The organism is Pedobacter riviphilus (assembly GCF_014692875.1).
In the GTDB taxonomy this organism is placed as follows: domain Bacteria; phylum Bacteroidota; class Bacteroidia; order Sphingobacteriales; family Sphingobacteriaceae; genus Pedobacter; species Pedobacter riviphilus.
Genome location: NZ_CP061171.1, coordinates 4,996,435 through 5,016,710 on the forward strand (window position 1 = coordinate 4,996,435; position 20,276 = coordinate 5,016,710).

At 38.6% G+C, this 20,276-nt stretch carries 22 protein-coding genes and 1 pseudogene; 14 read left to right on the forward strand and 9 right to left on the reverse strand.

Annotation, left to right across the window (positions count from 1 at the left end):
* Positions 1-289: 289 nt before the first annotated feature.
* From H9N25_RS20540 to H9N25_RS20550, 3 genes are all read left to right on the forward strand, one after another.
* Complete coding sequence (locus H9N25_RS20540) at positions 290-1,183, forward strand: hypothetical protein (protein WP_223833454.1); 894 nt, start codon at positions 290-292, stop codon at positions 1,181-1,183.
* Between the two features lie 104 nt (positions 1,184-1,287).
* Positions 1,288-1,479 (forward strand): cold-shock protein, encoded by a 192-nt coding sequence (locus H9N25_RS20545; protein ID WP_010599196.1) that lies wholly within the window; start codon positions 1,288-1,290, stop codon positions 1,477-1,479.
* 79 nt (positions 1,480-1,558) lie between these two features.
* The gene (locus H9N25_RS20550; protein WP_190327075.1) at positions 1,559-2,086 is read left to right on the forward strand and encodes an RBBP9/YdeN family alpha/beta hydrolase; all 528 of its coding nucleotides are present in this window, start codon (positions 1,559-1,561) and stop codon (positions 2,084-2,086) included.
* Positions 2,087-2,174: 88 nt separating this feature from the next.
* Here H9N25_RS20550 and H9N25_RS20555 read toward each other — a convergent pair whose 3' ends face one another.
* From H9N25_RS20555 to H9N25_RS20570, 4 genes are all read right to left on the reverse strand, one after another.
* The gene (locus H9N25_RS20555; RefSeq protein ID WP_190327076.1) at positions 2,175-2,657 is read right to left on the reverse strand and encodes an anti-sigma factor family protein; all 483 of its coding nucleotides are present in this window, start codon (positions 2,655-2,657) and stop codon (positions 2,175-2,177) included.
* Positions 2,654-3,235 (reverse strand): RNA polymerase sigma factor, encoded by a 582-nt coding sequence (locus tag H9N25_RS20560; RefSeq protein WP_167295970.1) that lies wholly within the window; start codon positions 3,233-3,235, stop codon positions 2,654-2,656. The genes H9N25_RS20555 and H9N25_RS20560 overlap by 4 nt, the downstream gene beginning before the upstream one ends.
* A gap of 856 nt (positions 3,236-4,091) precedes the next feature.
* The gene (locus H9N25_RS20565) at positions 4,092-4,412 is read right to left on the reverse strand and encodes a DMT family transporter (protein ID WP_167295971.1); all 321 of its coding nucleotides are present in this window, start codon (positions 4,410-4,412) and stop codon (positions 4,092-4,094) included.
* Between the two features lie 69 nt (positions 4,413-4,481).
* Positions 4,482-5,048 (reverse strand): Crp/Fnr family transcriptional regulator, encoded by a 567-nt coding sequence (locus H9N25_RS20570; RefSeq protein ID WP_190327077.1) that lies wholly within the window; start codon positions 5,046-5,048, stop codon positions 4,482-4,484.
* A gap of 137 nt (positions 5,049-5,185) precedes the next feature.
* Here H9N25_RS20570 and H9N25_RS20575 point away from each other — a divergent pair, with 137 nt between their 5' ends.
* The 3 genes from H9N25_RS20575 to H9N25_RS20580 are packed head-to-tail and all read left to right on the forward strand — an operon-like array spanning position 5,186 to position 6,664.
* Positions 5,186-5,548, forward strand: coding sequence for a DUF6249 domain-containing protein (locus tag H9N25_RS20575; protein WP_190327078.1), 363 nt, complete (start codon positions 5,186-5,188; stop codon positions 5,546-5,548).
* Positions 5,549-5,567: 19 nt separating this feature from the next.
* The gene (locus tag H9N25_RS24725) at positions 5,568-5,726 is read left to right on the forward strand and encodes a hypothetical protein (protein WP_223833455.1); all 159 of its coding nucleotides are present in this window, start codon (positions 5,568-5,570) and stop codon (positions 5,724-5,726) included.
* Between the two features lie 17 nt (positions 5,727-5,743).
* The gene (locus H9N25_RS20580; protein WP_255524503.1) at positions 5,744-6,664 is read left to right on the forward strand and encodes a serine hydrolase domain-containing protein; all 921 of its coding nucleotides are present in this window, start codon (positions 5,744-5,746) and stop codon (positions 6,662-6,664) included.
* Between the two features lie 17 nt (positions 6,665-6,681).
* On the opposite strand, the gene H9N25_RS20585 is transcribed toward H9N25_RS20580, so the two are convergent.
* From H9N25_RS20585 to H9N25_RS20595, 3 genes are read right to left on the reverse strand one after another with little or no spacing between them, the layout of a single operon-like run.
* Complete coding sequence (locus H9N25_RS20585) at positions 6,682-7,104, reverse strand: hotdog fold thioesterase (RefSeq protein WP_167295975.1); 423 nt, start codon at positions 7,102-7,104, stop codon at positions 6,682-6,684.
* A complete protein-coding gene (locus H9N25_RS20590) occupies positions 7,094-7,603 on the reverse strand; it encodes a DinB family protein (RefSeq protein WP_190327079.1) in 510 nt (169 codons plus the stop codon). Before H9N25_RS20590 ends, H9N25_RS20585 begins: the two co-directional genes overlap by 11 nt.
* On the reverse strand, positions 7,584-8,792 hold the full coding sequence (locus H9N25_RS20595) for a sensor histidine kinase (protein WP_190327080.1): 1,209 nt from the start codon (positions 8,790-8,792) through the stop codon (positions 7,584-7,586). Before H9N25_RS20595 ends, H9N25_RS20590 begins: the two co-directional genes overlap by 20 nt.
* A 224-nt stretch (positions 8,793-9,016) precedes the next feature.
* Here H9N25_RS20595 and gltX point away from each other — a divergent pair, with 224 nt between their 5' ends.
* The 8 genes and pseudogenes from gltX to H9N25_RS20635 all read left to right on the forward strand — a co-directional run bounded on the left by gltX (position 9,017) and on the right by H9N25_RS20635 (position 18,641).
* Entirely contained in the window at positions 9,017-10,525 is a 1,509-nt protein-coding gene (gene gltX, locus H9N25_RS20600; RefSeq protein WP_190327081.1) for a glutamate--tRNA ligase, read from the forward strand.
* 166 nt (positions 10,526-10,691) lie between these two features.
* Positions 10,692-11,533: pseudogene (gene ypfJ / locus H9N25_RS20605) on the forward strand (KPN_02809 family neutral zinc metallopeptidase).
* Between the two features lie 104 nt (positions 11,534-11,637).
* On the forward strand, positions 11,638-12,771 hold the full coding sequence (locus tag H9N25_RS20610) for a hybrid sensor histidine kinase/response regulator (RefSeq protein WP_167295980.1): 1,134 nt from the start codon (positions 11,638-11,640) through the stop codon (positions 12,769-12,771).
* A 19-nt stretch (positions 12,772-12,790) separates the two neighbouring features.
* Positions 12,791-16,375 (forward strand): response regulator, encoded by a 3,585-nt coding sequence (locus H9N25_RS20615; RefSeq protein WP_167295981.1) that lies wholly within the window; start codon positions 12,791-12,793, stop codon positions 16,373-16,375.
* Between the two features lie 118 nt (positions 16,376-16,493).
* The gene (locus H9N25_RS20620; RefSeq protein WP_167295982.1) at positions 16,494-16,865 is read left to right on the forward strand and encodes a response regulator; all 372 of its coding nucleotides are present in this window, start codon (positions 16,494-16,496) and stop codon (positions 16,863-16,865) included.
* Between the two features lie 3 nt (positions 16,866-16,868).
* Positions 16,869-17,687 carry a CheR family methyltransferase gene (locus H9N25_RS20625; RefSeq protein WP_190327082.1) on the forward strand — a complete coding sequence of 273 codons (819 nt, stop codon included), beginning with the start codon at positions 16,869-16,871 and terminating at the stop codon, positions 17,685-17,687.
* Positions 17,672-18,256, forward strand: a complete 585-nt coding sequence (locus H9N25_RS20630) for a chemotaxis protein CheB (protein WP_190327083.1) — start codon at positions 17,672-17,674, stop codon at positions 18,254-18,256. The genes H9N25_RS20625 and H9N25_RS20630 overlap by 16 nt, the downstream gene beginning before the upstream one ends.
* Positions 18,257-18,275: 19 nt before the next feature.
* Positions 18,276-18,641: a response regulator gene (locus H9N25_RS20635; RefSeq protein ID WP_190327084.1), complete on the forward strand. Its 366-nt coding sequence runs from the start codon at positions 18,276-18,278 to the stop codon at positions 18,639-18,641.
* A gap of 116 nt (positions 18,642-18,757) precedes the next feature.
* On the opposite strand, the gene H9N25_RS20640 is transcribed toward H9N25_RS20635, so the two are convergent.
* Both H9N25_RS20640 and H9N25_RS20645 read right to left on the reverse strand, forming a co-directional pair.
* Complete coding sequence (locus H9N25_RS20640) at positions 18,758-19,714, reverse strand: DUF3137 domain-containing protein (protein WP_190327085.1); 957 nt, start codon at positions 19,712-19,714, stop codon at positions 18,758-18,760.
* Positions 19,714-20,271, reverse strand: a complete 558-nt coding sequence (locus H9N25_RS20645; protein ID WP_167295986.1) for a LemA family protein — start codon at positions 20,269-20,271, stop codon at positions 19,714-19,716. The genes H9N25_RS20640 and H9N25_RS20645 overlap by 1 nt, the downstream gene beginning before the upstream one ends.
* Between the last annotated feature and the right edge of the window lie 5 nt (positions 20,272-20,276).

Consider the following 20,276-nt stretch of genomic DNA (forward strand, 5'->3'; position numbering starts at 1 on the left):
TGCAGTGCGCGGCGAACTTTCATGACCCTCATGATTTGGTGCTGCACACTGCAGCGGGTTTTCATGATACTCATGCAAGGCTGCTCCTTGTAGCGGAAGCTTTCATGACCCTCATGATTGATCGTTGCGTAAGGCAGGAAACTTTTATTGGAAAATACCCTGCAAGTTTAAATTATGGCAGTTCAGGTGCATTTTACTTAAAACTTAAAGGCCTTTTTAGATAATTACTTATTTTAGGGGCATATTTTTTATTGCAATGTTTAAAAACACCTTATACTTTTTCTTTTTTATGCTGTGGCTTTCGTCGTGTAAGTTTGGCTCTAAAACCAGCGACCCAACGTTACGAGATTTTACTTTCGAGCCTGTAAAAGGCATTCGCTATCAAGAGGTAAAACGACGCTTTAAAAATGGACTTTCTTTTAATGCGGAAGGTTTTATGCAAAAACCATCTTGGATTATTGAAGTGGCTAAAGAAGACACCATGATGGCCTGGAGCCCGCAGAAAAAGAAGATGCAGAAGTTTTACATGCAATATGATCATGGAAACGTATATAATTTCGCTGCAGAATTTTTTAAGGTAAAGCACATCAGTAAAGATAGTCTGGTTTTTCAACGTATACAGGTAGACGGAAAGGTAATTGCCGCCGATATACGCTCGGATGTAAACATGACCTTTTATGCACAGGATTACATTAAAAATAAATTGAAAGCCAAGGCTGCCGATCTGCAAAAACCCACCAAAGCCGATACCGCTTTTATCGAAAAACGTTCGGCCAAGGTTAACCTCAATAGCGATAGTGCTTTTGCCGCTACAAACCCAGTTCAGTTTATTCCTAAGAGCAAAATTGCAAGGGTCGAAAAAATCAGTACGGTAGACCGGACAAATAACAGAACCGAGGCTTATGATTATATGTTTCCACAGTATATTATCAGGATAGACCGGGCTTATAAAGATTTTGCTTACCAGGTTGCAGCGGTTGTCGATTTTCAGGGTGGGATACACGTAAAAACGGTTTATAACGTGCTTCCTGAGAATGCTGAAGCTAAAAAAAAGGTGGCTCAGGGAATTGCTGATATCTATGTTAGAAACCTTTTTGATGTAGCTCCTGGAACGACATTAGGGATTCCGCACAATAGCGAAATTACCCTGACAATAATTGGGAAGGCAATTAAAAAGCCTTAGTAATCTGCTATTTACAAAATTTTAACGTTAAAAAAATGTTAAAATTTATTTTGATTTTAAAAATTAAAACTTACCTTGCATACTTAATTTTAATATTTAATACAATGCAAGAAGGCACAGTAAAATTCTTCAATGTAACTAAAGGTTTTGGCTTTATCATCCCTGCGAATGGCGATAGCGAAATTTTTGTTCATTCAACAGGTCTTATCGACGAAATCCGTGAAAACGACAAAGTTCAGTACGAAGTTGCTAACGGTAAAAAAGGCTTAAATGCCGTTAATGTGAAAGTAATTTAATTTATTTATCATATTTACAGAGAAGGCTGCTTTCTTGCGATGGCGGCCTTTTTTATTTTCTTTTTCTACCTCACAGATCATGGCTTATTATTTCATCATTCCGGGTTTGGGCAATTCTGGTCCAGACCATTGGCAAACGCACTTCGAAAAATCAGGAGACAATTTTATCCGCATCGATCAACAGGAGTGGGACTTACCGGCAAGTAAAGATTGGATCGAAAATATAGATAATGCCCTTATCGGTTATAATCTTAACGATGTAGTTTTAATTGGCCATAGCCTAGGCTGTACTGCAATAGCTAACTGGGCAAAACAATACCAAAGGATAATTAAAGGGGCCTTATTGGTTGCGCCAAGCGATTTGGAAGCGCCGCGTTATACATTTGCAACAGTTGGTTTCGATCATGTGCCTTTGGATAAGTTAAACTTTAAAACAATTGTTGTGGCCAGTACTGATGATGAATGGGTAACTATACAAAGGGCTGAGTTTTTTGCCAAAAATTGGGGAAGCGAATTTATTAATATCGGTAGTGCTGGCCATATTAATGCCGATGCAGGTTTCGGGGAGTGGCCAGAAGGATTGGAGATCCTTAAAAAACTGGGTTAAAAGTTTCCCGCAGATTTCGCAGAAAACACAGAAGTCAAAATAAATCTGTGTAAATCAGCTTAATCTGCGGGCATAAACAAGCTAGGTTTTAATGTTTATTTATCCTTTTCCTCAAAAACTGATCAAGAAATATCAATCCGATCACCAGGTCGATAAATAAGAAGCTATATAGCACAGTAGGGGTAATGTATTGATCTAAATTATAGTTCAGGTTAACATTAAAGTCGAATTTAGGCATATTCAGGTCCGAATGGTAAAGCACATAGCCAAATAAGGCTAGTAATGAGATTACGAAAAAACCTCCAATGCAATAGATAATGTTTTTATCAACCCGTGTTTTCATGGCAACCGGCGCGGGTACTGTGGCCACACTTTCCATTACATTCCTGTTGAAAGACATGGAAGGTTCATCAAGATCGAGTTCATTAAAAACTAAATTAAGCTTTAACAGTTCCTCATACTGCGATTTAATCTCAGCATCCGATTCAATTTTTTCTTCGATGGCTTTTTTTGAAGAATCGTCCAAATTCCCATCAATATAGTCCCAAAGCTGTTGTTCTATTGTGTTCATAGTAACTCCTTTACTTCATCTTTTAACAAATATTGTAATTTTTCTTTAAGTCTTTGTCTGGCCCTGTGCAACTTAACTTTTATCGTGTTGGGCTCCATGTGCAATGCTTCGCCAATTTCTTCTAAACTCTGCTCGCCTTTATAAAATAGGGTAATAATAGCCGCATCATCTGGTAAAAGCTGGGTAATGGCAATATTTAAAAAAGTATGGCTGTCTTGCTTCTCATAGCCATTAGCGTTAAAGCCAGAAGTCTGATTTTCGAGCTGTAAAACGGTACCTTCATCATGAATAGATGTGGTATCTAAGCGGTTTTTCCTTAAAAAAGTCATGGCCGTAGTATAGGTAATAGTGTACAGCCAGGTACTAAATTTGGCCGTCTGTTTAAAAGTGCCCAATGCTTTATATGCTTTTACAAAGCAATCCTGTGCAATTTCTTCGGCATCTTCCCTGTTTTTCGAAAATCTTAAAGCAAGCGTAAACACAAACCGCTGATGGCGTTTTACCAATAAGGAATACTGATCGGTTTCGCCGTTCAATACCTTCTGGATCAGCTCTAAATCTGTAGGTTTTTGCTCCATGTTTAGCTTAAGACTACATTAAAGATAAGTAGGTTACACGTGAAACATCATTAAAGGAATTATTATTTGTAAATAGCCAATTGTTTTTTGGGAAATGAAAGGGCAGTTTTTCATAGCGGGCTGTAGTCCTGCTGTTCGCTATAGCCCTCATGCTTCGGGGCTGCCGCTGCCATCAGGTTTACGAACAGCGTGCGTGCACCCTGCAGCCCTAAAAATGAAATGCTGTTTTGGCCATTTAGCCCCGGGAGAAGCGGTACCCTGTAGGCTGAGGAACGAAGCCGAAGCGTACAAGCGGAACACGGGAACTCCGTTCTTTTCTTGCATAAGCATTGCGCTCCAAAAAAGATAAGTTAATCTAACATTTGTTGTTTGGAAATGAAAGGGCGGTTTTTCATCGGAGAGTTCAGTCCCGCTTTCCATTACAAGTCCTCGCTTCGCTGTTGGCTTTTCATTGCAATCGGGTTTATAAATAGGGTTGCTGCGTCTTGCTCAAAAAAAATAAAACACTGTTTTAGCCATTTAGCCCCGGGTGAAGTGGTACCCTGTAGGCTGAGGAACGAAGCCGAAGCGTACAAGCGGAACACGGGAACTCCGTTCTTTTCTTGCACTGAGATTGCGCTCCAAAAAAGATAAATTAATCTAAACATTTGTTTTTTGGAAATGAAAGGGCAGTTTTTCATGGCGGGCTGTAGTCCTGCTGTTCGCTATAGCCCTCATGCTTCGGGGCTGCCGCTACCATCAGGTTTGCGCACAAAGTTTTGGTGCCTTGCAAACCCAAAAAAGCATGTATTAGGCTCTGGCGAAACCTGCGAAGTTTTGCTTGCGAATTGGTCTTATAAATTTCGCAAGTTATCCACTAATGTGAGGCGAAAAACTTTAGTCCTGCAATTGACCCGATAAGCGTGCAGATAAAAAATATCCGCCAAAAGGTTGCGGGTTCATTGAAGTAAAAAATCCCGATAATTACCGTTCCTACAGCACCGATACCTGTCCAGACGGCATAAGCAGTTCCCATGGGTAAAGTTTGAGTTGCTTTATTTAGCAATAAGAAACTTAAAACAATGCAGACAAAAAAAGCGGTACTCCATTTTATGTTCGAAAAATTGTTCGATAATTTAAGACAGGTAGTGAAGCCAACCTCGAAAAGGCCCGCAATAATTAAGATAATCCAGTTCATAATAAATGTGTTTCTGCAAATTTAAGGCACATTTATCGGGCAACATTTTACAAATGTTAAAAAATGATTTTATTTATGAGCAGCCCTTATTCGGCTCAAGGTAACCTGTGTTACACCGAGGTAAGAAGCAATATGTTTTAAGGCTACTCTTTTAATCAGCTCGGGAGATTGATTTACGAAATCCTGATAACGCGCTGTCGCCCCTTTAAAAGCCCGGTCTATTAATCTTCTTTCAGTAGCAATTAGCTCCTGTTCTGCAATTTTTCTACCCCAGTTGGCAATTTCTAAATGTTGCTCGTAAAGCGAAAAAAGATCAGCCAGCCTAATTTGAATTAAACGGCAGTTTTCCAATAGCTCAATGTTCTCGTACCCAGGGCTGTTATTAATATAGCTGTTAAAAGAGAAAAGAACGGAACCACTTTGTCCGAACCAAAAGGTTATTTGCTGGTTTTCGCCGTCAGAATAGGCTCTGGCAATACCTCTTTCGAGGATATAGAAATAAGGTTCAATTTTATCGGCATAGATCAAAATCGTTCCTTTCTGATGTTCTACCTGTTTGGAAACAGCAGCCAGCCTTTCTAAAGCTTCATTGCTGAGCGGCTTAAAGATTTCTATATTTTTTAACTGATTGTACAATGAAATTTTGAATGTTTTATAAAGCTATCGATTTTTTTTAGCAAGGGTGTAACCTGATTAAAAAGCATGTAGTCATAATACACAGAACACGGTTCAATTTAAGCAATAGAATATTTACAAATTAAAAAATTATAATCATGGAAGGTATATTAGTTCCAATCTCGCTTTTTTTAGGCGCATTCGCAATGGTATTCGGAATCCGCTATCTATCTAACAAAGAGAAAATGGCAATGATCGAAAGAGGAATCGATCCGGGGGTGCATAAGGCCACACCAAAACCGTTTTTAAGTTTAAAGTTCGGTTTGCTGTTAGTTGGTTTAGGAATTGGCTTGCTGGTAGCACTCTTTACCGTTAGGGGAGTATTCGGCAATGATATGACGCATAGCGAAGAAGGGCAGTCAGTAGCCATTTACTTTGGTTGCATAGGAATTTTCGGTGGATTGGGTTTAATCGTTTCTTATCTGGTAGAAAAGAAATGGTTGGATAACGAAAAAGGATAAAAGTATTAAATCTTAACCAATGAACCCAAAACGTATTTATGCCCTGGGGTTTTTCCTTGTTTTAATCTGTAGTTTAGTATATGCTGTTCCGGCAAGGGCGCAAAAGCTAAACAATAGGGTAGATAGTTTAATTACCACAGTATTAAAAGATAAGGAAGGGCCCGGGGTGTATTTATGATTGCCCAAAGAGGAAAAATGATTTACCAAAAAGCTTTTGGAAAGGCCAATCTGGAACTTGGGGTAAACCTGACTCCCGAAAATGTTTTCCAACTAGGCTCAATGACGAAACAGTTTACGGCTGTTGCGGTAATGATGCTGGAGCAGGGGGACAAGCTGAGTGTAACTGATCCTATTTCCAAATATATAACCGATTACCCGGCTGGCGATAAAATAACCATACACCAGCTCCTTACGCATACTTCGGGCATTAAAGATTTTACCCAAATAAAATTGCTTGGCAGCATCGCTCAAAAGGAAATGACGCCTAAAATGATGGTCGACTTTTTCAAAAATGAACCTGTCGATTTTGCTCCTGGAGAGCGGTTCGAATACAATAACTCAGGCTATGTGCTATTGGGTTATCTTATAGAACTGGTTTCAGGTGAGCGTTACGAGGATTTTATTAAAAAGTATATTTTTGATCAGGTTGGTATGAGCCATTCTTATTATGCCAGCGACAGGCGGGTGATAAACCAAAGGGCTTACGGATACCAGAAAAAAGAAAATACTTATGTAAATAAAACGGCAATCAGTTTTAGCGTTCCTTTTTCTTCTGGTTCATTAATGTCTACTGTGGCTGATTTGTTGAAGTGGCAGAATGCTTTAAATCAAAATAAACTGCTCAATGCCAGTGAAACAAAGAAAATGTTTTCGTCGTATAAATTAAATAACGGCAAAATGTTAAGCTACGGCTATGGCTGGCACCTTAAAGATATAGATGGAATAGCAACCAGAGAGCATGGTGGCAGTATATTTGGATTTAAAACCATGGGCGTTTACATTCCCAGCGAAGATATTTACGTAGTTGGCTTAAGTAACTGCGACTGCAATTCGCCAACCGAGCTTACCCGGAATATTGCAAAACTTGCTATCACGAAACCTGCAAAAACTAACTAAATAAAGCCGGGTTGTTTTTACTGTGGTTTATTAATAATCGCTACGGTTAAACGGCTAATGCAGTTCATCTTTCCACGTTCGTCGTAAATTTTAATTTCCCAAACATGGGTTTTTGCTCCAATATGTAAGGGTTTGCAGATGCCTTTTACCAAACCGCTTTTTACTGGCCGTAAATGGTTGGCGTTTACTTCTAAACCCACAGCAACATATTTCTCTGGGTCGATACACATATAAGAAGCAATACTACCCAGTGTTTCTGCCAAAACCACCGAGGCGCCGCCGTGTAAAATCCCAGCGGGTTGGTGTGTGCGCTCATCAACGGGCATGGTTCCGATAATAAAATCTTCACCAATTTCGGTAAAACGGATATCGAGTAGTGCTCCAAGATGATTTTTTGGACGGTTGTTCAGCTCATCAACAGTAAAATTTTTAAACCACATGATAACGTTCTTTTAAAATGGAAACATGGTGAATAATATGGCCACCTACAATAAATAAAATAGATTTTACATTAATTTCTCTGCCCGAAGCAATACCTTTTCTGTTTAATTCTTCTTCATTTAAAGATTTAAAAAGGTATAAATTGGCTTTACGCAGCGCGATGAATTCCTCAATCAGATCTTCCAGATCGCGTTCAGCAAAGCGGGCGTTCAGTACATAGTCATCTTCCTCGAAACCTGGTAAATGCTGCTGTTCTTTTCGGGCAAAACAGGTAATCCGAAAAGCAAAAACACGTTCAGCATCAATAATATGGCCCAGCATTTCTTTTAGTGTCCACTTACCTTCGGCATAGGCATAATCAGCTTTATCGGCATTCGCCCTAAACAGTGCAGGAAGACTTTGAATCTGATCGTTTAATATTTCGAAAATATCTCTATCAACTTTACTGATATAGGTTTCGCCCCAAGTTGGATATTCGTTAGGCTGTGGTCGGTTCATATTTTAAACTGCTTTTTAATATTATTCTAAAAGTTGTGCCTTTACCGAGTTCAGAGTCTTTTACAAAAATTTCTCCACTGTGGTAATTTTCTACAATCCGTTTGGTAAGCGATAAACCCAAGCCCCAGCCGCGTTTACGGGTGGTGTAGCCAGGTTGAAAAACCGCGTCGAACTTAGATCTTGGAATGCCCTTTCCAGTATCGCTAACATCAATAAAAACCTGCTCTTTGGCTAAATTTTCTATGATATTGATGGAAATAGAGCCTTCGTTTTCAATCGCGTTTGCCGCATTTTTTAAAAGGTTTTCAATCACCCAATCAAACAATGGAACGTTTAACATCGCCCTTACCTGCTCATCGCCGGTAATGTTAAATTTAACCTTGTCTGATGTTCGCACTTTAAAATAGCGGATAAAATCGCTGATTACAATGTAAACCGTATGATCTTCGAGTATAGGTTTAGAACCGATCTTCGAGAAACGGTCGGTAATAATTTCCAGGCGTTTAATATCGTTCTCCATCTCAGCAATCAGCGGATCATCTTCTGCATCGAACTTAGATTTCATTAACTCCGTCCAGGCCATGAGCGATGATATTGGTGTTCCCAGCTGGTGTGCTGTTTCTTTAGCTAAACCCACCCAAACGTGATCCTGCTCATCCCGTCGGGCCGAACTAAATGCAGCATAGGCCGTTAACAGGAAAAGGAAAATAACACCCATTTGGATATAAGGAAAATACCTCAGCTGCGTTAAAATGAAAGAGTCGCGATAGTAAGCTTTAAATTTTTTGCCCAAAAACTTCATTTCATCTGGCGGATGCTGTGCTTTCATCTGCCTTAACTGACGCACAAAATAAAGACTATCGTAAGTTAATTTGGCATCAGAAATGGGGTAATTGGTTTTTGTACTGTCGAGGCCGTTAAAAGAGGTAATCATTCCGGCCGAATCTGTCATGATTACAGGAGTTTTTGTGTTTTTTCTTACGGTTTCTACTATATCACGATAATCGTCATTGTCATAAAGAAACATGGCTCGTTCCTGGATTTTTACCCAAAGGTGAAACTGGTCGGCCTCTTCGCGCTCCATTTTTTTTACAAAAGAATCGGTGTAAAATACTGAAGCAATGCCAATTAAGATGGCAAAAATGAGAAGGAAAAACTTCCAGCGGCGTTTCTTTTGATAGGGGTTCATGCTTTAGCTAGCCAAATTACAATAACAAAACGAAAAAAACACAAAACCATTATGCTTTTTCAAAAACCTTAAAGCAATCATTTTGAAAGCATAATAGCTTCATCGCAGATGAAAACGCTATAAAATGGATGAAAAACATATCTTTGTGGCGTCTTGCGCTTTGCGTATGGCAATAGGCGTTCATCGCGCCTTCAGCCCAGCGCCAACCGCTCAACAATTCAATCATGGATAAAAAAGTTAGAGTAAGATTTGCCCCAAGCCCAACCGGAGGTTTGCATTTAGGTGGTGTGCGCACTGCCTTGTTCAATTATTTGTTTGCGAAAAGAAATAATGGAACTTTTGTACTTCGCGTAGAAGATACCGATCAAAACCGCTTTGTAGAAGGCGCAGAACAATATATTGTGAACTGTTTAGATTGGTGCGGTATTACGCCGGATGAAAGCCCTAATAACCCGGGTGCTTATGGTCCGTATCGTCAAAGCGAACGCAAAGCAAGTTATCGTAAATTTGCCGAACAGTTAATTAGTGATGGTTATGCTTATTACGCTTTCGATACACCAGAAGAATTGGATGCCAAGCGTAAAGAAATTCCAAATTTTCAATACGGGCAAGCTACACGGATGCAGATGCGCAACTCTTTAACCCTTACCGTTAGTGAGGTTGAAGAGTTATTGGCGACCCAAACACCACATGTTATCCGCATTAAAGTACCAGCCGATGAAATTGTGCATTTTAACGATTTAATCCGCGGCGATGTAAGTTTCGAAACCTCGTTGGTTGATGATAAAGTATTATTAAAGGCTGATGGAATGCCAACCTACCATTTAGCCGTTGTGGTTGACGATAAGGCAATGGAAATTAGTCATGCTTTTAGGGGAGAAGAGTGGTTGCCTTCTGCGCCTGTTCATATTTTACTTTGGAAGTATTTAGGCTGGGAAGCGGAGATGCCTGCATGGGCACACTTACCTTTAATCTTAAAGCCAGATGGACATGGAAAATTAAGTAAACGTGATGGCGACCGATTAGGTTTCCCGGTTTATGCCATGAACTGGACCGATCCTAAAACCGGAGATATAACCAAGGGTTTTAAAGAAATGGGTTTTATGCCCGAAGCTTTTATCAATATGCTGGCCCTTTTAGGCTGGAATGATGGTACTGACCAGGAGTTATTCTCGTTAAAAGAACTGGAAGAAAAATTCTCGATAGAAAGAATTAGTAAGGCCGGGGCTAAATTCGATTTTGAAAAGGCAAAATGGTATAATCACGAATGGATTAAACACTCTTCATTTGACCGTTTACATTTGGCAGTTAAAGCCGAGCTCGAAAAAGCAGGAATTGAAGTTAAGGATCAAGTGTTTCTAGGTACAATTATCGATTTAATTAAAGATCGCTGTACATTATTGCCTGATTTTGTGGCACAGAGCAGTTACTTTTTTAATTCACCGGCAGAGTATGATATAAACTCGGTAAAACCAAAATGGACAGCAGAAAAAGCTGATTTCTTTAATGCTTTTGCTGATAGTTTAACATTAACTGATGCGGGTACTGCTGAAGCAGCTTTTAAAGCTTTGGCCGAAGAAAAAGGCTTTAAACCAGGCGAATTGATGTTGCCATTTCGCATTATGCTGGTAGGCGGTAAATTTGGTCCGGGTGTTTTCGATATTGCTGTATTGTTGGGCATAGCAGAAACTAAAGCAAGGATAGCAAAAGCAATTGCTGTTTTTAATAACTAGTATATCCTTCAGGGAATACAGGAAAACAATACCGAGAAGTCAGGTTTTAAACTTGGCTTCTTTTTTTTGCCAAAAATGAGAATGGATAAATCAATAAAAATAATTTATACTTTAGTATAACAATTGTGTCGGAATTAAGGTTATTCATTAAACAAAAAAATAGATTATGCAATGGTTTGGTAAAGGCAGTAATAATGTAGAAGACGGCAGAAGCGGTGGTGGCGGAAAAACCATCCTCGGTGGGGGGTAGGTATAATAATCGTAGTGCTGGGTTTAATTTTTGGTAAAGATTTAACGGGTTTGGTTAGCCAGATTCCGGCTACTACAGGTACAGAGGAAGTAAAACAAGGCGTACCAGCTAACGACCCACAGGCCCAGTTTGTGGCGGGCGTTCTAGAATCTACGGAGCAAGTTTGGGATAAAGAATTTCAAGCTATGGGCAAGCAGTATGAATATCCTAAACTCAGACTATTTAGGGAAGCAGTGCAAACGGCATGTGGGAATGCAAGCGCCAATGTTGGGCCGTTTTATTGCCCGGGCGACCATAAAGTCTATATCGATTTGTCATTTTATGACGATTTAAAAAACCGTTTCGGTGCTGCTGGAGATTTTGCCCAGGCTTATGTAATTGCACATGAGGTTGGCCATCATGTTCAAAATTTATTGGGAATCTCAGAAAAGCTAGATCAGGCACGTGGCCAGGTTAGTGAAAAAGAATATAACCGCTTGTCAGTAAAATTAGAGCTACAAGCCGATTTTTTTGCAGGACTTTGGGCGCACAATGCACAAAACCTTAAAGATTTTAAATTGGATGAAGGTGATATAGAAGAAGCATTAACTGCTGCAAATGCCATTGGCGATGATAAATTGCAAAAACAGGCTACAGGCGATGTTCAACCCGATTCTTTTACCCACGGTACCTCTGCGCAGCGTATGTATTGGTTTAAAAAAGGCTTTGAAACTGGAGATATTAGACAGGGCGATACCTTTAATTCAAGTAATTTATAAAAAATAAAAACTTTTTTAAAAGCACATTGTTTACTTACATTTAATGAGGTTTTTATCTCAGCACCAATCGTAATTATCCCTGCTTCTTATTTGTTTTAATAAAAATGATCCTTATAGTTGATGACAGGCCAGAAAACCTGATCTCGTTACAGAAAGTACTCCAAGCACACAATTTTGAGGTTGATACCGCATCATCTGGAGAAGAAGCGCTGAAAAAAGTTTTAAAAAATAACTACGTCCTGATTATTCTCGATGTACAAATGCCAGATATGGATGGCTTTGAGGTAGCCGAAACCATTTCGGGTTTTAGTAAGGCAAAAGATACTGCCATTATATTTCTTTCTGCTGTAAATACCGAGTTAAAATTTATTACAAAAGGATACCTTAGCGGTGGATTGGATTATATCACCAAGCCCGTTGATATTAATGTGCTGCTTCTAAAAATAAAAACATTTTATCGCATTTATGAGCAGAATAGAAAGCTTAACGAGGTGCAGGAAAAATTGCTCGAAGAAATCGAATTCAGGAAACAGGCCGAGCATAAAAAAGACGAATTTATCAGTATTGCCAGCCATGAGCTTAAAACACCCTTAACAAGTGTAAAAGGGTATATTCAGCTGTTGCAGCGCAGCCTTAATAGAGATGATAAAGCAATGGCTCAGAACCACCTCGAAAAAGCCAGCATCCAACTCGAAAAACTAAACGAGTTAATTGTCGATTTGCTCGATATCTCGAAAATCGAAAGCGGAAAGATGAAGTTTAACATGAAAAGCTTTTATGCTGATAATATGGTAAACAATGCGATCGAGATGTTACAGCAATCTAATCCCGATTTTAAAATCAGTAAGCTAGGTAAAACAGACGACATGATATTTGGTGATGAAATGCGTTTAGAACAAGTCGTCATCAATTTTATCACCAACGCCATTAAATATGCCCCAGGTACCAACCAGGTTAATGTAACCACGCATATTAAAGATGAAAAACTTTATCTGGCTGTGAAAGATTTTGGTATAGGTATTTCAAAAGAGCAGCAGCACAAAATTTTCGATAAATTTTATCGGGTAGAAGAAAACAGTAATCGGTTTAATGGCCTGGGCATTGGCTTATATATCTGTTCAGAAATCATTAACCGCCACGGAGGCACAATAGGCGTAAACAGTGTGCCAGATGAGGGGTCTGAATTTTATTTTATTATTCCTACAACAGAAGAAGAAATCCTTAAAAATCAAATCTAATTATCCTTAATCCATATTAATGAAAACAACTCTTAAAAATAATTTACGTTTAGGCCTTGGCTTATCGCTAATTATTCTATTTATCAGTTCGCTGGCCTCTTACATCAGTATTGGCAATCTTATTAAAAGTACCGAACTGGTAAAAAAAAGTGATGAGGTGATATTAAATGCTGAGAACATTATATCCTATTTAAAGGATGCCGAAACTGGTCAGCGGGGTTTTTTATTAACAGGGAACAAGGTGTTTTTAACACCTTATTATGGCGCCAACGATTCGGCCGCTTTGATTCTAAAAAAAGTTGAGCTCGATACCAAGGATAATAGTGTTCAGCAAAAAAATGTAGCAGCACTTAAAAATATTCTTTTTAAAAGAATGGATATCATTAAATCGACCATAGAGATTAAAACTTTAGGCGGTGTTATTGATCCAACTGTTTTGTTTCAGGGCAAGCTTTATATGGATGAGGCTAGGGAAATTGTAAGTAAAATGGTAGTTGAAGAGAAAAGATTACTTGAAGAAAGAACCAACGAATTAAATAAGCTTACATCTTATACCCCGATCCTGATTTTAATTGCGGCGCTCCTTGCCATTCTGATTACTTTGTTTTTTTACCGGAGGGTATCAATTGATTTTGATGAACGTGTTAAACTTCAGCAAGAAATTGAAGATAAAAAAACCGAGATGGAGAAACGTATAATTGCCATTAAAGAAATTGCCTATCAAATTTCTAGTGGTAATTATGGTGTAAAACTCGATAGTCAAACCGCGGATGATATTGGAGAACTTTCTGATTCGCTAAATACAATGTCATTATCATTGAAAAAATCTTTTGATACTTTAGCAGAGAATGAATGGTTGCAAACCGGAGTAGCTAACCTAAACGTGAAAATGGTTGGCGAAAAAGATGTTTTCCATCTGGCAGAAGATATTATAGCGTTTTTGGCTAATTACACTAAGAGCCAGGTAGGTGCCATTTATTTATTTAAAGATGATGGATATCTGCATTTAAAAGGGCAATATGCTTTACGAGGACAAAATCTACTCCAAACCATAGAACTTGGGCAGGGCTTAATTGGCCAGGCGGTTAAATCAGGTAAGCCAATATTATTGGATGATGTTCCGCAGAACGAGCTAACCATTACACATGCTACGGGGAATATTAAACCAGCACAGGTAATTGTGTTACCAATAATTAGAAATGAAATTTCAATAGGCGGTTTAGAACTAGGTACCATTGGTAAATACAGCGATCTGCAATTGCACTTTTTAAACTTGGTTTCATCTGATGTGGGCACCGCCTTATTAGGGGCGCAGAACAGGCAAAAGCTACAGCAGCTGTTAGAAGAAACCCAGGCACAATCAGAAGAGTTGCAGGTTCAGCACAGTGAGTTGGAGGGTTTAAATGCGGAGCTTGAAGCGCAGGCACAAAAACTGCAGGCCAGTGAAGAAGAATTACGCGTACAGCAAGAAGAACTGTTGCAAAGTAACCAGGAGCTGGAGGAAAGAAGCAGCTTATTGGAAGAAAAAAATGAACTGATAGAAGAACGTAATATAGAGATTCAGCAAAAGGCTGAGGCTTTAGAATTGAGTACAAGGTATAAGTCAGAATTTTTGGCCAATATGTCGCACGAGTTAAGAACACCGCTCAACTCGATATTGTTGTTGTCGAGGTTAATGGCCGAAAATGAGGCTATGGATCGGGAGCATCAGGAATATGCAGAGGTTATTCAAAGCTCAGGCCAGGGTCTTTTAAGCTTAATTGACGAAATTTTAGACCTTTCTAAAATCGAAGCTGGCAAAATGGAACTCGATAGAACAAATATTAAGGTTGACGAGGTTATTTTCAACATGCGTTCGCTGTTTAATCCTTTAGCTAAAGAGAAGAACCTAAACTTTGTTATCGAAAAATCGCCAGAAGTTCCGGAGTTTTTTCATACCGATAAAATGCGTTTGGAACAGATCATTAAAAACCTGCTGTCAAATGCCATTAAATTTACTGCCGCAGGTGCTGTAACCTTAAATATTAATAAAAATGAAAAGTTAGGCGCGTTGGTATTTAAGGTTACCGATACGGGAGTAGGTATAGCGCCCGAAAAGCAGGGCATGGTATTCGAAGCTTTTCAGCAGGCAGATGGCTCTACGCGCCGTAAGTTTGGTGGTACAGGCCTTGGGCTTTCAATTAGTAGAGAGCTGGCCAAACTATTGGGCGGATATATTGATTTAAAAAGTACAGAAGGCGAAGGGAGTATTTTTACGCTCACTTTACCCATTGATAGAAATAAAGGTTTTGATGGTATTGTGCCAAGTGTAGACCAACCGATAATCGCCTTGGAAGCACCGGTAAAAAAAGTGAGCCATTTAACCGTAGATAATATTCCACAAGAGGTTGAAGATGACCGAGATAATATTCAGCCTGATGATAAGGTGATTTTAATTGTTGAAGATGATACCCCTTTTGCTAAAACACTTTTAGATTTTACCAGGAAAAGAAATTATAAAGGTTTGGTTGCTGTTCGCGGCGATGCAGGTATAGAAATGGCGAAAACCTTTAAACCACTTGCTATTTTACTTGATATCCAATTGCCGGTTAAAGATGGCTGGCAAGTAATGGAAGAGCTGAAATCGGATCCATCAACGCGCCCCATTCCGGTACACATCATGTCTTCTCTACAGGTTAAGAAAGAAAGTTTATTAAAAGGTGCAGTAGACTTCATAAATAAGCCTTTTGCTTTTGAGCACATGCAGGAGATATTTTCGAAACTGGAACATGCCTTAAGCCGTCATCCTAAAAAAGTACTCATTGTTGAAGAAAATGAGCAACATGCTAAAGCATTAAGCTACTTTTTAAGCAATTTTAACATCCAGACAGAAATTGTCAACCAGGTAAAAGAAAGTGTTTCTGCCTTACATAAGCCAGAGGTTAATTGTGTGATCTTGGACATGGGCATTCCTGACAAACATGCTTACGATACGCTGGAGGTGGTAAAGAAAACGCCCGGCTTAGAAAATTTACCAATCATTATTTTCACAGGTAAAAACCTTTCAAAAGGAGAAGAGAACCGGATCAAACAATATGCTGATTCTATCGTCGTAAAAACGGCACATTCTTATCAGCGTATTTTGGATGAAGCAGGCCTGTTTCTTCACTTAGTAGAAGAAAAAAGTAAGGAAAAGATAAAAACACCTAAAAAGTTTTCCGAATTGCAGGATGTATTGGTTGGAAAAACCGTTCTGGTAGCAGATGATGATGTGCGTAACATCTTCTCCTTAACCAAAATGCTAGAGCAGCACCAGATGAAAGTTATAGCAGCAACCGATGGTAAAGAGGCGCTTAAATTACTAAATGAAAACCCAGGAATTGATGTTGTTTTAATGGATATGATGATGCCGGAATTAGACGGTTACGAAACTACAACAGCCATCAGGCAGGATATTAAATATCGAAACCTGCCCATTTTAGCCGTTACTGCAAAAGCCATGATGGGCGACCGCGAAAAGTGCATTGCTGCAGGTGCGTCTGATTACATTAGCAAACCCGTAGATATGGATCAACTGATATCGTTATTAAGAGTATGGTTGTACGAAAATCACCATAAATCATAAACCATTTTTTATTTTATGCCTCAAAAATTAATTCTCATAATTGATGATGATAACGATATCGTTATTAAGAGTATGGTTGTACGAAAATCACCATAAATCATAAACCATTTTTTATTTTATGCCTCAAAAATTAATTCTCATAATTGATGATGATAACCGAAACATTTTTGCTTTAAAAGCTGTTTTAAAGGCCAAAGGTTTTGATTGTTTATCTGCTTTAAGTGCCAAAGACGGTTTTTCTATTCTAGAAAAGCACGATAATGTTGCCATTGTTTTAATGGATATGATGATGCCAGACATGGACGGTTATCAAGCTATTGCGGTAATGAAGAAATCGGCGAGAATGCAGGATATACCTGTGTTAGCGGTAACCGCCCAGGCTATGGTTGGAGATAGGGAGCGTTGTTTAAGCGCAGGCGCATCGGGCTATATTTCAAAGCCGATAAATGTTGATGAGTTATTAGTGCAAATAGAAAATTTTACAAAATAGCAGGTGATAAGTGATGCGATAGATAATGAACAGGTAGAAATCCTGTTGAATGATGTTCTAGAAACTCATGGATATGATTTTTTGGAATACTCTCACGCATCGATAAAAAGAAGGATTATACGCCTTTATGGACTGGATAATTTTGTGAGTTTTGCAGAATTTCGGTACACAATTAAAACAGATAAGCAATATTTTAAGCGGTTTTTAGAGGAAATTACGGTTAATGTTACCGAAATGTTTCGCGATCCTTCTTTTTATAAATCGTTGCGGAATGATGTACTTCCTGTGCTTGGCACTTATCCGTTTATACGGATCTGGGTGGCGGGCTGCTCTACCGGAGAAGAGGCTTATTCGCTTGCCATTGTTTTAAAAGAACTTAATTTGCTCAATAAATCGCTTATTTATGCCACAGATATTAATCCATCGGTTTTAGATAAAGCAAAAAAAGGCATGTTCCCTTTAAATTATTTAAAGCAGTATTCCGAAAATTACCTGCAATCGGGTGGGTTAAAAGATTTTTCTTCTTATTACACAGCGAACTACTCTTTGGCAAAATTTGATGAAAGCTTAAACAGTAAGATGATCTTTTCTACGCATAATCTGGTTTCCGATCATTCTTTTAACGAGTTTCAGCTAATTTTATGTAGAAACGTATTAATTTATTTTGATAAAGATTTACAGCATAAAGTATTTAACCTATTTGATAGTAGCATCGAGAAATTAGGCTATCTTGCCCTAGGAAGTAAAGAAAGTTTGGAGTTCTGGCCAAAAGCCAAAGAATATAAAAGGGTTAAAATGGAGAAAATATGGCGGAAACTGTAGATTCTATATCGTGTGGTGCATTAATTATTGGCGGCTCGGCCGGTAGTTTAGATGTATTGCTCGAAATTTTTCCAGCCCTAAGGAACGATATTAGTTTCCCTATTGTATTAGTGGTTCACCGTAAGGCAAGTAATCAATCTCTTTTAACCGATTTATTAAAATCGCGCACTACATTGACAGTTAGCGAAGCAGAAGAAAAGGAATTTTTAAACGCAGGCAAAGTTTTTATCGCACCTGCTGATTATCATATGCTGATAGAGGAAGACCAAAGTATATCTTTTGATTATTCTGAAAAAGTAAATTATTCCCGACCATCAATTGATGTTACCTTTCAGTCAGCAGCTGAGGTTTTTAAAGAAAAATTAGTCTGTATTTTGCTTTCAGGATCTAATGCCGATGGAGTAGAAGGGTTAAAAAGTGTAAACAATTATAGCGGTAGGGTAGTTATACAGAATCCACGTACGGCCATAATGCCGTATATGCCGCAACAGGCGGTTCTGAATGTCGAGCCGCATATAATATTGGATAGCTACGATATGGCTAATTATATAAATAAGTTAAATGGTTGATTGCTTTTCGGAGGTTAATATGATAGTTACAAAAAAAGTATTTGTTTTTGATGATAATAGGGATATCCTTGATCTCTGTACATTTATTTTGGAAGATGCAGGGTATGAGATAAAAACATCAGAAAATGCCAACAACATAGAAGAACAGGTTGCAGCGTATATGCCTGACTTAATTTTTATGGATAATTGGCTGCCCGATTTGGGAGGTATACAGGCTACTAAAGCATTAAAAAGCCATCCTGATTTAAAACATATTCCAGTAATTTATTTCTCGGCAAATAATGATATATCTTCACTGGCCGATGAAGCTGGTGCCGATAGTTATCTATCGAAACCTTTTGATATTGCCGCGCTTGAAGAAATTGTAAAAAAACATTTGAGTTAGGCGCTATTTAACCGCAAAGTGCGCAAAGATAAATCGCAAAGGACGCTAAGCAATAGCTTTTTATATATCCTTTGCAACTCCGCGAAAAAACTCAGCGCCCTTTGCGGTTAAACACCTTATTCCTTTCCCCAAATCCTTGTATTCAGATCCAATTCCTTAACAATATCATACATAAATTTTATGGTAGAGATATCTTCATTTACTGTTTCTGGACTTAGCAATGATTTAAAAACGGGCGCTTCAAAATAATTCCGGTTCAAAGGGAAAGCGATGTACATCCTCGATTCGATAAAGGATAAACTGATATTATATTTGGTTTGATGATTGAGGTTTAGTATGCGTTCCATCATGGCAGGTGTAAGGATATATCTAGATTCTACCTGATCTGAGCCATAAGTCACAAAAGTCTTATCAAATTCTACATTCTCCAATTGGATAACATCATTACCGCTAAAAGAGAACAGGTTTTTAGAAAACCATGCACCAAAGGCCGCTCCGAAATCTTTTGGTCTAACAATGGTTACGCCATTAAATTTCTTGTTAAAATCGGCAGCAAAGATGATGCCCTTAAAAATGTCGTGCCACTCTGTTCGGGTTCCGTTTTTGGTTTGGGTTACTGTTTTGTATTCAGCATGCACCTCAGCAAAGTAAAACCGGGTTTTATCAGCACATCCAGTTACCAGGTCCTCTGTTTTATAACGATCGGGCTCATTGCTAAACAACTGTGTGTACATAAACTCCGAAGCTTCGATCCCCTGGTAAGGATTAATCGCTAAACTTTCGTCTAAAAATTTAAGGGCTGCACCAATTACATTGGTTTTGTAAGCACTTTGGTAAGCTGTTAAAGAATCGTTGATTTTAAATAACAAAACACCGCCATAAATAAGAGGTATTAAACCACCAATTACACCAGGAATAGGAAAGCCGAGGAAGAAGCCTAGAATACAAAGCAGAATGCCCGCGGTAATAAAAATATAGCCTTTGGTTTGGGTAGCGGCAATTCTTTTGCGCTCTATCTCCATTGTAGCCAAAACTTGTTGCAAGGCTACATTATTTGCAATATCGAACGACATTAATTATTAAAGAGTTCTTTTGCGCTAATGTTTTTACGCTCTTCAGCTGCGGTTTCTAAAACGGCAATCGCTTGGAAATTTAACATTCCGGCAAATAAACTGCCTGGGAACATCATAATCGAATTATTGTAATCGGTTACGGAGGCATTATAGGTTCTTCTAGCAGCCGCAATCTGTTCTTCGCTCTCGGTCCAGGTGGTTTGCAGGTTAATAAAATTGGTATTGGCTTTTAAATCGGGGTAATTTTCGATGTTGACCATTAAACCTTTCACACTATTGCCCAATTGCGCGTCTAAATCTGCTTTTTCTGCATTGCTAATATTTGGTGAACCTGCTTTAGCTCTCAGTTCAACTATTTTGGTTAAGGTTCCCTGTTCATAAGTAGTGTACTGTTTTACCACTTCAACAAGATTTGGGATAAGGTCGAACCGCTTTTTAAGCATTACATCAATGGCAGAGAAGGCATTTGTTACCTGGTTTTTCTTCCCGATGAGGGAGTTGTAAAAGAAAATCCCGATAAGAAATATAAATCCGATAACAACGAGGGCAATAATCATAATTT